Source organism: Sphaerotilus sp. (assembly GCF_034519685.1).
Classification (GTDB): Bacteria; Pseudomonadota; Gammaproteobacteria; order Burkholderiales; family Burkholderiaceae_C; genus Sphaerotilus.
In genome coordinates this window covers 545,445-558,641 of record NZ_JAXHOF010000003.1, presented here as the reverse complement: position 1 = coordinate 558,641, position 13,197 = coordinate 545,445, and the positions used below count along the sequence as shown (strand labels likewise).

Sequence of the window (13,197 nt, the reverse complement as noted above, 5' to 3'; positions counted from 1 at the left end):
GTCGATAACGCGCGCCCTGAGCCGGTTCATCGCCCGCCTGATGGTGGGTGTGCTGCTGTTCGCCCAGATCGCGGTGGCAGCCTACGCCTGCAGCGGCGGAGCGGCGATGGTCGGGGCCGGTGCTGCCGGGGCAGAAGCGATGATGGCCGACGCGTCGATGGCCGGGATGGCCTCCGAGGACGCCGGGCGCGGCGCGATGGATCCGAATCTGTGCGCGGCGCATTGCCAATCCGGCCAGCAGAATGCCGGCGCCAAGGCCATGCCGGACCTGCCGACGGCCGTACCGGTAAGCCTGTATCCGCTGGTGCCCGTGGTGCTCCCCGTTCGGACCCCTCGCGCCGTTGCGGCACCGGATGATCCGCCGCCCATGGCGGATCCACCGCACGCCATCCTGCACTGCTGCTTCCGCATTTGACCTCACGCTGCGAAGGCTGCTGAGCGCCCATTGGGCGGCTCTCGGCATTCGGCGGGGCGCACTCGCCCGCGCGCATCGACGCGCTGGCACTGAGCCGCCCCTCATCCGCCCCGACGGGGCCGGCTGTTCCGGAGGTTCTCATGCCCTACAAGTACGTCATCGCCATCGTCCGGCCGGACAGCGTGGCACCGCTGGAGAGGAAGCTGACCCAACTGGGCGTCAGCGGCATCACCTTGAGCCGCGTGAAGGGCTTCGGCGAATACAAGAACTTCTTCTCCGACGACTGGCTGAGTGAGCACACCAAGCTCGAGATCTTCGTCGAGGACGCCCACGTCGCGGCGCTGCTCGATGCCCTGAGGGCGAGCGCCTCCGACGTGCCCGGCGCCGGTGTCGCGGCAGTCATGCCGGTCGAGGCGTTCCAGCACCTGCGCGCCGGAAGCGATGCGGCGTCAGACCACAAGGAATCGAAACCATGAAGTGCAGTCTGAAAACCATGGTCACTCTGGCCGCAACGCTTCTGGCCGCCCTGGGTGCCGCCTATGTCGCCTTTCCCGCGGCACAGGGCTTCGTAGTGGCATCCGCGCCCATCCTGCTGGCGTTGATCTGTCCCGTGACGATGATCGTCATGATGCTGACCATGCGCGGCCATGGCGCGAATGCAGCGGACGCCAAGCCAAAGGCCGAGATGCCAGCGCCGCGCGAGACGCCCGATGTCGTGCAGGAAGCGTAGGGCGGTCATGCGTCGCCGAGCGACTTGCCATGCTCCGGTCCGCTCCGGGCGCTGCGCGCTCGGCATGGCCGGGCTGCTCCTGGGCCTGTCGGCGGCCGCGCCGGTGCTGGCGGCAGGCGACGTGCAACGAGGCGCGCAGGCGGCCCGCCAATGCTTTGCCTGCCATTCGTTCGCACCCGGCCGCCACATGACGGGACCCAGCCTCGCGGCGCTGTGGGGTCGACGGGCCGGGACCGCTTCGGGATTCGGACGCTACTCCGAGGCCTTGCGGGGCGCCGGCATCGTCTGGGAACGCGACACGCTGGATGCCTGGCTGCGCAATCCGCAGGCGCTGGTTCCGGGCAACACGATGGCCTTTCGCGGCGTTCCCGATGCCGCCCTGCGCGCCGACCTGCTGGTTTTTCTCCAGGCCGCCTCGGACGGCCGAATCGCCGTGCCCGACCAACCGCCGCCCGACCTCGAACGCGCGCCGGCCTCGCGCACGGTCAGCGCCATTCGCTATTGCGGCGACGCCTATCGCGTGTCCACCGCCGACGGCGCAACGCAGACCTGGTGGGAGTTCAACCTGCGCTTCAAGACCGACGGCAGCGCGAACGGGCCGGCCGCCGGCAAGCCGGTCCTGGTGGACAGCGGCATGCAGGGCGACCGCGCGGCGGTCATCTTCTCGCGGCCCGAAGAGATCTCGACGTTCGTGCGCCGGCAGTGCCCATGAGACCTGTCGAGGCACCCCCCGCTTCAGGCCCGGCCACAGGGCGCAGGACCTGGCTCGCGCTCGGCGTCGTCGGCGGCCTGCTGGCGCTGTCGCCGCTGGCGTGGCACGTCCTGAAGGCGCGAGGGAAGGCAAGCGGCATCGAGCTGCACGCGTCGCCACGCCCCGTGCCGGCGCTGCCATTCGCCGACGCCGCGGGCCGCACCCTGGCCCTCGACGACTTCCGCGGGCGCGTCGTGCTGCTGAACGTTTGGGCCACCTGGTGCCTGCCCTGCCGCGAGGAGATGCCGGCGCTGGACCGCCTGCAGGGCTTGCTGGGCGGACCGGGCTTCGAGGTACTCGCGCTGTCGGTCGACCCGACCGGCCTGGCCGCCGTGCGGCCCTTCTTCGAGCGCGCCGGCATCAAGCACCTGCGGCCGTACCTGGATAGCGCGGGCGCGGCCCTGTCCGTGCTCGCCACCGCCGGTGTGCCGTTGACGCTGCTCATCGACAGCGACGGCAACGAGATCGGCCGCAAGCTGGGCCCCGCCGCCTGGGACGACCCGGGCCTGGTCGGGTTGATCCGTGGGCGCATCGAAGCAGCCTGGCGGGCACCGGCTTCGCCCTTCAACGCGACCGAGATCACCCGTGTCGCGTGGGGGCGCGACTTTCACCTGACCGACCACCATGGCCAGCCGCGCAGCCTGCAGGACTTCCGCGGCAAGGCGGTGATGCTGTTCTTCGGCTTCACGCATTGCACGGATGTCTGTCCGACCACGCTGGCCGACCTGGCCCGCGTGATCCAGCGGCTGGGCGCCGACGGCGCGCGCGTCCAGGTGCTGTTCGTGAAGGTCGATCCGCAGCGCGATACGGAACCCGTGCTCGCGAAATACGTGACGGCCTTCCATCCGGACTTCCTCGGCCTGCGCGGCGATCCGGCCGACACCGCGGCGCTCGCCAGGGAGTTCAAGTTCTTCCACGCCGCGCATGCCCCCGACGCCCACGGCCACTACGCCGTCGACCACGGCAGCGCGATCTACGTCTACGGCCCGCAGGGGCGGCGGCGCCTGCTGATGAGCGGCCCGCGCGACGTCGCGGCGATGGCCGCCGACGTGGCGCGGCTGCTCGCGCAGTGACGCGGCCCGTGGCCGACGAATTCCACTTCATCACCCGACAAGGACTGTCATGCGATCGAACCTGAAGAAGCACCTTCCTGCCCTCATGCTCGCGCTGGCGTTCGCCAGCGGCGCGATGGGTGCCGCGCGCGCCGGCGACGCGGTCACGCTGACCCATGTGCACGGCCTCGCCTTCAGCGCCGACGGCAGCCGGCTCATGATCCCGAGCCACCACGGCCTGGCGATCTACGAGACCGGCGACAAGGGCCGATGGTCCAAGGCCGACGGCCCCGCGCACGACTACATGGGCTTCGCGGCCGCGCGCGACGCTCTGTACAGCAGCGGGCATCCGGCGCCGGGCTCGGGGCTGACCAACCCCTTCGGCCTCATCAAGAGCGTCGACGGCGGCAAGACCTGGCGAATGCTCGGCCTGGAGGGCGAGTCGGATTTCCACCTGCTGGCCACGAGCTACGGCACACACTCCGTGTACGTCGTCAACCCCGGCACGAACTCGCGCATGCGCGAGCCGGGCCTGTACCACACCGAGGACGACGGCATGAAGTGGACGCGCGCCGCGGCCAACGGCCTGGGCGGCGAGATCAGGAGCCTGGCCGTTCACCCCGGCGCCGCGCGCATCGTCGCCGTAGGCACAGCCGACGGCCTGTACCTGTCGCGCGATGCGGGCGGGCGCTTCGAGCGGCTCGTGGCCGGAGCCCAGGTGCTCGGCGTCACCTTCGACCTGGACGGCACGCAGCTGTGGTTCAGCAGCTACGCGGGCCAGGCGGCGCTGGCGCGCCTGGCGCTGACGGCCGGCGCGAAACCGCAGGCGCTGGCAATCCCGGCGCTCAGCGACGACGCGGTGGCCTACATCGCGCAGAACCCGGCGCGGCGCAGCGAGATCGCCATCGCCAGCTTCAAGCGCAATGTCTACCTCAGCCGGGACGCGGGCCGCACCTGGAAGCCGATCGCCACCCACGGAGCAAGCCATGAGTGACCACGGCGCGAACCCGCAGGGGCGATCCTCGATGCCCGCAGACCCCCATCGACGCGAGGTGCTGGTTCGATCGTCTCGAGGGCTGGCGGGGCTCACCGCAGCGGCGCTGGGCTGGCCCGGCACCGCGCGCAGCGCCGAAGCAGGATCGCGGCCCGATGTCCACCTCGAACTGCGCGCCGAGCCCGGCGAGGTGTCGATCCGGCCCGGCACGCCGACGCGCGTGTGGCGCTACCACGGCCGCCTGCTGCGCGGCGACCACGCGGCCATCGATGACATGGCGGCTGGATACCTCGGCCCCCTCATCCGCGTGCGGCGCGGCCAGCGCGTGCGCATCGACCTGGTCAACGGGCTGTCCGAGCCGACCATCATCCACTGGCACGGCCTGCATGTGCCCGACGACATGGACGGGCACCCGCGCTTCGCGATCGCGCCGGGTGCGCGCTACGTCTACGAGTTCACGGTGCGCAACCGCGCCGGCAGCTACTGGTTCCACCCGCACCCGCATGGCCGTACCGGCGCGCAGGTGTACGCCGGGCTGGCCGGCCTGTTCATCGTCGGCGACGACGAGGAAGCGGCGCTCGAGCTTCCCGGCGGCGCGCACGACCTGCCGCTGGTCGTCCAGGACCGGGAGTTCGACGGCGACAACCAGTTCGTCTATCCCGGCGGCAGCGCCGCAAGCCCGGGTGTGCGAGACCGCGGAACGATGGGCGGCGGCATGATGGGCGGCGGCGGGATGATGGGTGGCGGCTCGGGCGGCGGCGGCATGATGGGCGGCGGCATGGGCTCGATGATGGGCGTGCTGGGCGACCAGATCCTCGTCAACGGTGGCACTCACGTCGTGCGCGAGGTCGCGCGCCGCCCGCACCGGCTGCGCCTGCTCAACGGGGCGAACACGCGCACGCTCAAGCTGGCCTGGAGCGACGGCTCGCCACTCACCGTGATCGGCAGCGACGGCGGCCTGCTGGCCGCGCCCGTGCAGCGCGACTACGTGATGCTCGCGCCGGCCGAGCGCGTCGACCTGTGGGTGGACTTCGGCCGCCGCCGGGCGGGCAGCGAGGTGACGCTGCGCAGCCTCGCCTTCGAAGGCGGCACGAACATGGGCGGAATGATGGGCGGCATGATGGGTGGCGCCCAGGCCGGCCTGCCCGACGGCGCGGCGTTCGACGTGCAGCGCTTCCGGGTGGACGGCGGCCCTGCGCAGCCGGGCACGCTGCCGGCAGCGCTGACGCAGATCGCGCCCGCGGATCCCGGCGCGGCGGTCAACGCCGCGCGCCCCAAGGTCTTCGAGCCGACGATGGGGATGATGGTCTGGGGCATCAACGGCCGGGGCTTCGACATGCTCGGCGCGAGCGAGCTGGAGACCGTCAAGCTCGGCACCCAGGAGATCTGGGAGTTCCGCAACGAAGGGCGCGGCTCGATGATGGGCATGGCCATGCCGCACTCGATGCACGTGCACGGCCTGCAGTTCCGGGTCCTGTCGCGCGCGCTGTTGCGCCGCAACGCCCGCGAGTACACCACCGTCAGCGCCGGTTTCGTCGACGAAGGCTGGAAAGACACCGTGCTCGTGATGCCCGGCGAGCGCGTGCGCGTGCTGCTGCGCTTCGAGGACCACGCGGGCCTGTTCCTCTATCACTGCCACATGCTCGAGCACGAGGACACGGGCCTGATGCGCAACTACCTCGTCAAGGCCTGAAGCATGGGATCGCGAAGCCTGATCGCGCTCGTGGCCACCGGGCTGGCCACTGCGGCATACGCCGATGAAGCCGCCGTGCGCGCGACGGTGCAGCGCCTGTTCCCGAACGCCGAGGCGCCGACCGTCGCCAGCACGCCGATCCCCGGCCTGCTCGAAGCGGCGGTCGACGGCCAGGTCTTCTACGTCACCGAGGATGGCCGCTATCTGCTCGGCGGTCCGCTGGTCGACGTCCGGGCAAAGCGCAACCTCACCGACGCACGGCTGGCCCAGATCAACCGGATTGCTTTCGACACGCTGGACACCCGGCTGGCAATCTCGTGGGTGCAGGGAAGCGGGGCGCGCAAGCTGGCCATCTTCGAGGATCCCGACTGTCCGTACTGCAAGGCCCTCGAGACGACCTTGAAGGAGATCGACGACCTGACCGTGTACGTCTTTCTCTATCCGATCGACCAGTTGCACCCGGAGGCTGCCGCCAAGTCGCGCGCCGTCTGGTGCGCCCCCGACCGCACCAAGGCCTGGGCCGAGGTGATGCGGGCCGGCGTCGCGCCGGTGGGGACGGCCAACTGCGCCGACCCGATCGCCGAGATCGCCGCCTTCGCCAAGCGGCACCGCATCAACGGAACGCCGACGTTGGTGCTGGCCGATGGCACCCGGCTCGTCGGCGCGGTGCCGCGCGCACAACTCGAAGCCGAGCTCCGGCGCGCGTCCAAGCCCTGAGGACCATTTTCAGGAGATGCCCATGAAGCGACGTGCCCACGACAAGTGCTCGATCCGGAACGGCCACGACCGCAGTTCGAGCGTCGTCGCCAGGCCCGGGACCGCGCGCAACGCTGTACTGGCACTGCTGGCCGTGCTGGCGGTGGTCTGCGTGGCTGCGCTGATGACATGGCTCGTCCCGACGCCGCCGCGAGACGCAAACGTCGGCGCTTCTCGGGCCGAGGTGCCGAGCGCCGGCGCGAACGGATGGCGAGTCGGCATGTTGCGCGCCGACGGACTTCGCATCGTCGTCAGCGGCCGCAGCGATGCGTCGGCGGTGCTTGATGCCGATCAGTTTTCGCGGCCCGAGGTTCGGCGCGGCTATCGAATCGCGGCGAAGATCCCGGCGCTGCTGAACCGGCTCTATTGCTGGTGCGGGTGCGAGAACCGCGGCGTGCACCGCTCGAGCCTCCAATGCTTCGAGGACCGGATGGCCGAGGACTGCGCCGTGTGCCTGGGCACGGCCGAGATCGCTTTCGAGATGAGCGAGAAGGGCATCACCGATGCCGCAAAGATCCAGGCGGCGGTGGATGTGCGCTGGGGGCCTCGAAGGTGAGCGCGGCATGAGCGGTGCTGCCGCGCTCCGGCTCCGCCGCACGATGCTGTGGGCCGGCCTGGCCTTCGGCGTGTCGGCCGTGGCGTGGGCGCAGATCCCCGATGTCGGCGGCACGGCGCGCGCGCAGCCCGCCCCGTCGAGTTCCACGGCGCCAGGCCCCCTGGATTCGCTGCGCAACTTGCTGGGAGGCACGAAGCTGCCTGGCGAACTGCTGCCGCCGGACCAGGCCTTCCAGATCGTTGTCGCGGCACGCGACGCCAACACGCTGGTCGCCACCCTGACCCCCGCGAAGGACTACTACCTCTATCGCGACCGCATCAGCTTCAGCGTCGCCGATCCGCCCGGGGTGTCGGTGGCCGGCGTCGAACTGCCGGCGGGGGAACCCAAGGCCGACCCGACCTTCGGCACCGTGCAGGTCTACCACCGCGCGTTCCAGGCGCTGGTCGCGTTACGCCACCCGGACCGTCTCGCACGGGAGGTCCAGTTGCGCGCCTCCTACCAGGGCTGCAACGAGCCGCTGGGTGTGTGTTATCCGCCGATCGAGAAGACGGTCACGGTCGCGTTGACCGGGACTGGCGGGGTCGCCTGGGCTCCCGCGGCGGGCGCGTCGGATGTCTCGGCGACTCGCGCGCGGCCGGCAGCGCCGGATCCGTCGGACGCCGATGCCGTGCGAGGGTTGTTCACCCAGGGCAGCCGCTGGCTTCTGGTGTCGGCCTTCTTCGGCTTCGGCGTGCTGCTGGCTTTCACGCCCTGCATGCTGCCGATGATCCCCATCCTTTCCGGCATCATCGTCGGGCAGGGGCGGCACACGACGCGGCGGCATGCGCTCGGCCTGTCGGCGCTCTACGTGCTGGGCATGGCGATCACGTACGCCCTGGCGGGCGTGGCCGCGGGCCTTGCCGGCACGCTGCTGTCGGCGTACCTGCAGACGCCGTGGGTGCTTGGCGGCTTCGCGCTGGTCTTCGTGCTGCTGGCGCTGTCGATGTTCGGCCTGTACGAGCTGCAGCTGCCCGCCGCGCTGCGCAACCGGCTGGCCGGAGCCGGCAGCCGGGTTCGCGGCGGCCGCGCGGCCGGCGTCTTCCTGATGGGCGTGCTGTCGGCCGTCATCGTCGGGCCCTGCGTGGCCGCGCCGCTGGCCGGCGCCTTGCTCTACATCGGCCAGACGCACGACGTCGTGCTGGGCGCAACGGCGCTGTTCGCGATGGCCGTCGGCATGGGTGTCCCGCTGATCGCGGTCGGCACGACGGCGGCAGCTCTGCTGCCGAAGGCAGGCCCGTGGACATTGGCGGTGCAGCGGCTCTTCGGCGTGGCCATGCTCGGCGTAGCGATCTACATGCTGAGCGCGGTGATTCCGGTCGTCGCGCAGCAACTGCTGTGGGCCGCCCTGCTGATCGTCGCGGCGATCTACCTGCACGCGCTGGACCCCCTGCCGGTCGACGCGCCCGGCCATCGTCGACTGTTCAAGGGCCTTGGGGTGCTGGCCCTGCTGACGGGGGCGGCGCTGCTGGCAGGTGCACTGTCGGGGCATCGCGACATCCTGCAGCCCCTGGCCGGCCTGCGCGCCGAGGCCCGCAGCGGCGCCGCGCGCGAGTTGCCGTTCCAGACGGTGCGCAGCGTGCCTGACCTGGACTCCCGGCTGCAGGCCGCACGCGGCCGCCCCGTGATGCTGGACTTCTGGGCCGAGTGGTGCGTGTCGTGCAAGGAGATGGACCGGTTCACGTTCAGCGATGCGCGCGTGCAGGCACGCCTGAAGGACACGCTGCTGCTGCGCGCCGACGTGACCGCCAACAGCGCCGACGACCAGGCCATGCTGCGCCGATTCGATCTCTTCGGGCCGCCGGGGATCGTGTTCTTCGACCGCGCGGGCCGGGAGGTGGCGTTGCGCGTGATCGGGTTCCAGCCGCCCGAGCAGTTCCTCGCGTCGCTGGACCGCGCCGACGCGCTGCGCGCAGGGCGGTAGAGGAAAGGCCGTCGATGGATGTACTGGCACATGCACTGTGGGTCGGCGCCGGCGTGATGATTGCACGTCGCCGCTGGGCGATCTCGTCGCGTGCCGCGACGGCGACGGTGGCGCTCGCGGTGGCGCCGGACGTTCCGCATCTGCTTCCCATCGTGGGCTGGTCGGTGTTCGGGTCCGGCAGCGCGGCAACAGTACGGGGCTACGCGATCGCTGCGCCAGGCCAGGAGCCGGCGCTGCCATTCTGGGTCGAGTGGCTGTCGCACAACCTGCACTGCGTCACGCACAGCGCGATCGCGGCGGGCGTGGTCACGCTGCTGCTGTGGCTGTGGACGAGGCAGTTGTGGATTCCGCTGCTGGGCTGGTGGTCGCACGTCGTCATCGACGTGTTCACGCATTCGAACGACTACTACCCGTCGCCGGTGCTGTGGCCGATCACGCGCGAGGGCCTCGACGGGCTGGCGTGGAATTCGCCGGGGTTCATGGCCGCGAACTACGCGGCGTTGGCGGCGGCATATCTCTGGCTCCTGCGGCGAAGGCGGCGCGAGCGCGAGGCAGGCAGGGCGTGACGGCCGCGTCCGGATCGGGCCCCAGAGTCATTCTCCGCACTGCGGACTCGCCGTCGGCGGCATAGCGGGGAGTCTCCACCTCGGTCGAGTTGAGCCAGGATGTCGCTTGCAGAAGGGCAGGGGCTTGAAGGGGTGACGGTGCATGGGAGCCTGAGCACACCTGCTTCCTGAAGGCTCACCATGCAACCTCTCGCACTCACCCTCAAGGGATTCCGCGGCATCCGCGACGGCCTGGGCCGCGACGAAATCACGCTCGACCTCGAGCGCCTGACGCAAGACGCGCAGCTGATCGCCATCGTCGGGGCGAACGGCAGCGGCAAGTCGACGATCATGGACTGCCTCGTGCCCTTCATCGGACTGCCGAGCCGGGCCGCCCTGGCGGGGGCGGGCGGCTTCTCCTACTACGACCATGTGTACCTGCCCGAGAGCTTGAAGGATCTGACCTGGGCCCACGAGGGTCGCAGCTATCGATCACAGATCGTCATTCGCCTCAATGGCCGCCTACGCACCCAGGCCTACCTGCACATGCTCGACGACGCCGGAGTGTGGCGGCCGGTGCGGCTCGATGACGGCACGGTGTCCGACGGCCGGGTCGAGACGTACACCTGCTGCGTCGAGGCCATCTGCGGGAGCGCCGAGACCTTCTTCACCTCCGTGTTCGCGGCACAGGGTAAGCGGCAGCTCAGCACCTATCGCAACGCCGAGATCAAGTCGCTGCTGGCCGATCTGCTCGGGCAGGAGGAAATCCGCGCCCTGGGTCAGAAGGCCGCGGAAACGGTGCGCCTGTTGAAGGCGGGGTTGGCCACCATCCGCCAGGACCTGTCCGGACTCGATGCGGAGGGTCAGCGCCTCGAGGCGACGCGCCGGCGACTCGAAGGAGCGGGCGAGCGCGTGTTCGCGGCTGAGCGTGCCAAGACGGCGGCGCATGCCGCCTTGGAGGCGGTGCAGGCGCTGCATGCCCGCGTGGTGGTCGAGCGCGAGCAGGCTCAGGCCACCGAGGTTCGCCGCGTGCAGCTCATCGCCGAGCGCCAAACCACGTTGGACACCAGTGCGCAGACACGCCGCGCGCTGCAGACCCAGGATCAGGCCGAGCGGCAGCGGCTGGGGCGGCTCGGCCAGCGGGTTGCCGGACGCCTGCAGCAGGAACGCTCGCGGCGGCAGGCCCTGACCCAATCCAGGCAGCGATGCCTGGCGGTGCTTGCCGAGGCTGGCGAGGTGCAGCGTGCGGACCGGCGCTTGCCGCTGGCGCAACACGTGCAGGTGCTGCGCAGCGCGCGCACGGAGGCCTGTCGCGAGAAGATCCATGCGCTGACGCAGTGCCAAGGGGCGGTGCGGCTTGCGGAACAGCGCGTGGCCGGCATCGAGCGGGAGGCAGGCCGCGCAGCGCTCAGGGCCGAGGAACTCGCGTGCCGGTTCGGCCTGGCCGGCGAGGTGCCTTGTGCCGGTACCGATCTGCAGGGCCGCTGCAAGCTGCTGGGCGATGCGCGCGAGGCGCAGGCGCTGATCCCGAGCGCCCAGGCCCAGGTGGCTCGGCTGGCGGGCGAGAAGTCGGAGGCGCAGCAGGAACTCATTGCCGCGCGCCTGCGCAGCGAAGCGCTGGCCGGCGCACCTCAGAACCTGGCGCGGGCCGAACGACACGAGGCCATCGCACGCGAGCGGGTGAGTTGCCTGGCCGTGCTGCGCTCGAAGGCACCGGCGTGTTCCCAAGCGCAGACGACTCTGATCGAGACCGAACGGGAGTTGCAGGAGCTTGGCCCCGAGGCGGCTGCCGATGCAGTTGCCGAAACACCCGACGAGCGCGCCGAACGCCAACAGGTTGCCGCGTCACGCCAGACGATCGAGCAGCAACTGGATCGGCAGGCGAGCCAGGCCGGGGCAGCGCTGGCGCGCCTGGATCACGCGCTCGCGTCGCTGTCGCCTGCCTTCGACGAGCGGCAGGTGACGGAAGCCTCACGGACACTGGGCGCCGCTCGGGAAGCCCTCGGCGCCGCCGAGCAAGCGATGCTGACGGCGGTGCGCGAAATGCAGACGCTGGAAGAAGTCTCCAAACAAGAAGCCGGGCTGGCAGAGCGCCGCGAGCAGGTTCGTGCGCGCAGCGCTCGCGTCGAGGACGAGCTGGGCAACTGGAGCCTCTTCGCGCGCTGCATGAGCAATGACGGGCTGATCGCACTGGCGATCGACGATGCGGGGCCCGCGCTCTCGGCGCTGGCGAACGACCTGCTGCTGGCCTGCTATGGGCCGCGCTTCACGCTGTCGATCCACACCTTGCTGGAGACGACCAAGGGCGAGCAGAAGGAGGGATTCGACATCGTCGTGCACGACGGCGACACCGGCGAAAGCAAGAGCGTCAGCTTGATGAGCGGCGGCGAGCGCACGTTCGTGGAGTCATGCCTGACCCGCGCGATCGCGTTGTACCTGGCGCGAAACACCGGCCGCCGCTACACGACGTTGTTCACCGACGAGGCGGACGGCGCGCTGGACCCGCAACGCAAGCGCATGTTCATGGCGATGAAGCGTGAAGTGCTGCGCCTCGGTGGCTACGAGCGCGAGTTCTTCGTCTCGCAGACGCCCGAGCTGACGGCGATGGCCGACGCCGTGATCGACCTCGACGCGCTCAAGGTGGACGGAGTCGAGGCGCAAAGGTTCGTGGTCGCGGCATAGCGGCCGCGCCTCCCCCAAGCCGCCGCCGGCGCCGGCATCGATCACTGCGGCTCGGCGCGTGGCGTGCGCGGGTCGGTCGAATCATGGTGACTGATTCCCCACAGGTATGCCTGATCGAGCAGGCGCTCGCACGCAGCTTCGCTCTTCGCGAGCTGCTCCAGGGCGCACAACAAGTGATCAGCAACGCCGCGGTGCTCACTCGCGACGGCCAGACGGTAGAGCTGCAAAAGGCCTCGCGCGAGGCGAAGGCAGGATCCGAGGTCGCTGTTCATAGCAGGCCTCCAAGCGGGGCACCACTGCCCCGAGTGTTGGCAGCGTAGGCCTTGCCCCCGTGTCAAGGTCAATCGGTCAATCGGCGGCCGCGGATCTGATCCCTGGGCTGCGCTTCGGCGGGGTGAGCGCTGCAGGTGCCGGAAAGGGAGAGCGGGGCACCGGCTTGGCAGCACGGTGCCCCACATCAGTGAAGTAGGGTGGGGTGAGTGAGGGTGAAACAGTCAACCAGCCAGCAGCACCTCCGGCGGCTGATCGAAGTGGTGAACGACGATGCGATTGCCGGTGTTCGAAGCCCGGTCGTTGCTCACTGCATCGAGCATCCCGGGCGGCAAGCTCAGGCGCAACTCGGCCACGACCACGTGCAGGGTGTCGGGATCGCGCCAGTCGCGCTGGGGCTCGTGCAGGCTGCTGTACAAGACCACCTCTTCGCCTTCGGTGTCACCGTCGTCGGGCAACACCTGCAGGAAGAACTCCTTCGTCGGCCGGTCGTAGCCGGCCACGACGACGACTGGGTGGCTGTCGAACTCGGATTGGACATGGTGCCTGCTCATGCCGCTGCCTCGGTATCGCGGCCGGTCGGCAGGCAATAGATGAGGCCGGCATCGGCATCGAACTTCAGCCACACGAGGCCTGCACGGCATGCGAGGTCGAAGATCGCGGCCATCGGCTCAGCGAGGTTCAGCGGCCGGGCGGCGAGGGCTTCAGGCATGACTTTGTTCTCCACGGTTGGATGAGTCGGGCTTGCGTTGAGGGCGATTCGGGGCTGCGCGGCTGAAGTCCCAGCCGCAGT

15 protein-coding genes are annotated in these 13,197 nt (G+C 70.3%); 12 read left to right on the top strand and 3 right to left on the bottom strand.

The features are described from left to right. The first annotated feature begins 43 nt into the window (after positions 1-43). The 12 genes from U5O44_RS06120 to U5O44_RS06065 all read left to right on the top strand — a co-directional run bounded on the left by U5O44_RS06120 (position 44) and on the right by U5O44_RS06065 (position 12,134). On the top strand, positions 44-415 hold the full coding sequence (locus U5O44_RS06120) for a hypothetical protein (protein WP_322587574.1): 372 nt from the start codon (positions 44-46) through the stop codon (positions 413-415). Positions 416-555: 140 nt separating this feature from the next. Continuing rightward, on the top strand, positions 556-891 hold the full coding sequence (locus U5O44_RS06115) for a P-II family nitrogen regulator (protein WP_322587573.1): 336 nt from the start codon (positions 556-558) through the stop codon (positions 889-891). Further along, the gene (locus U5O44_RS06110) at positions 888-1,145 is read left to right on the top strand and encodes a DUF2933 domain-containing protein (RefSeq protein ID WP_322587572.1); all 258 of its coding nucleotides are present in this window, start codon (positions 888-890) and stop codon (positions 1,143-1,145) included. The genes U5O44_RS06115 and U5O44_RS06110 overlap by 4 nt, the downstream gene beginning before the upstream one ends. Before the next feature lie 64 nt (positions 1,146-1,209). Beyond that, positions 1,210-1,857, top strand: a complete 648-nt coding sequence (locus tag U5O44_RS06105) for a c-type cytochrome (RefSeq protein ID WP_322587571.1) — start codon at positions 1,210-1,212, stop codon at positions 1,855-1,857. Beyond that, a complete protein-coding gene (locus tag U5O44_RS06100) occupies positions 1,854-2,969 on the top strand; it encodes an SCO family protein (RefSeq protein ID WP_322587570.1) in 1,116 nt (371 codons plus the stop codon). Before U5O44_RS06105 ends, U5O44_RS06100 begins: the two co-directional genes overlap by 4 nt. A gap of 49 nt (positions 2,970-3,018) precedes the next feature. Further along, complete coding sequence (locus U5O44_RS06095; protein WP_322587569.1) at positions 3,019-3,942, top strand: F510_1955 family glycosylhydrolase; 924 nt, start codon at positions 3,019-3,021, stop codon at positions 3,940-3,942. Continuing rightward, positions 3,935-5,635 carry a multicopper oxidase family protein gene (locus tag U5O44_RS06090; RefSeq protein ID WP_322587568.1) on the top strand — a complete coding sequence of 567 codons (1,701 nt, stop codon included), beginning with the start codon at positions 3,935-3,937 and terminating at the stop codon, positions 5,633-5,635. The genes U5O44_RS06095 and U5O44_RS06090 overlap by 8 nt, the downstream gene beginning before the upstream one ends. A 3-nt stretch (positions 5,636-5,638) precedes the next feature. Then, positions 5,639-6,352 carry a DsbC family protein gene (locus U5O44_RS06085; RefSeq protein WP_322587567.1) on the top strand — a complete coding sequence of 238 codons (714 nt, stop codon included), beginning with the start codon at positions 5,639-5,641 and terminating at the stop codon, positions 6,350-6,352. Positions 6,353-6,374: 22 nt separating this feature from the next. Beyond that, the gene (locus U5O44_RS06080; protein ID WP_322587566.1) at positions 6,375-6,947 is read left to right on the top strand and encodes a PCYCGC motif-containing (lipo)protein; all 573 of its coding nucleotides are present in this window, start codon (positions 6,375-6,377) and stop codon (positions 6,945-6,947) included. 7 nt (positions 6,948-6,954) lie between these two features. Next, positions 6,955-8,907, top strand: a complete 1,953-nt coding sequence (dsbD, locus tag U5O44_RS06075) for a protein-disulfide reductase DsbD (RefSeq protein WP_322587565.1) — start codon at positions 6,955-6,957, stop codon at positions 8,905-8,907. Positions 8,908-8,921: 14 nt separating this feature from the next. Further along, positions 8,922-9,473 carry a metal-dependent hydrolase gene (locus U5O44_RS06070; protein ID WP_322587564.1) on the top strand — a complete coding sequence of 184 codons (552 nt, stop codon included), beginning with the start codon at positions 8,922-8,924 and terminating at the stop codon, positions 9,471-9,473. Positions 9,474-9,653: 180 nt separating this feature from the next. Beyond that, positions 9,654-12,134: an AAA family ATPase gene (locus U5O44_RS06065; protein WP_322587563.1), complete on the top strand. Its 2,481-nt coding sequence runs from the start codon at positions 9,654-9,656 to the stop codon at positions 12,132-12,134. Positions 12,135-12,175: 41 nt separating this feature from the next. Here the strand turns inward: U5O44_RS06065 and U5O44_RS06060 are convergent, their stop codons facing one another. The 3 genes from U5O44_RS06060 to U5O44_RS06050 form a co-directional block, all read right to left on the bottom strand. Further along, positions 12,176-12,406 (bottom strand): hypothetical protein, encoded by a 231-nt coding sequence (locus U5O44_RS06060; RefSeq protein WP_322587562.1) that lies wholly within the window; start codon positions 12,404-12,406, stop codon positions 12,176-12,178. A 222-nt stretch (positions 12,407-12,628) separates the two neighbouring features. Then, on the bottom strand, positions 12,629-12,958 hold the full coding sequence (locus U5O44_RS06055) for a hypothetical protein (RefSeq protein ID WP_322587561.1): 330 nt from the start codon (positions 12,956-12,958) through the stop codon (positions 12,629-12,631). After that, entirely contained in the window at positions 12,955-13,116 is a 162-nt protein-coding gene (locus tag U5O44_RS06050) for a hypothetical protein (RefSeq protein WP_322587560.1), read from the bottom strand. Before U5O44_RS06050 ends, U5O44_RS06055 begins: the two co-directional genes overlap by 4 nt. Between the last annotated feature and the right edge of the window lie 81 nt (positions 13,117-13,197).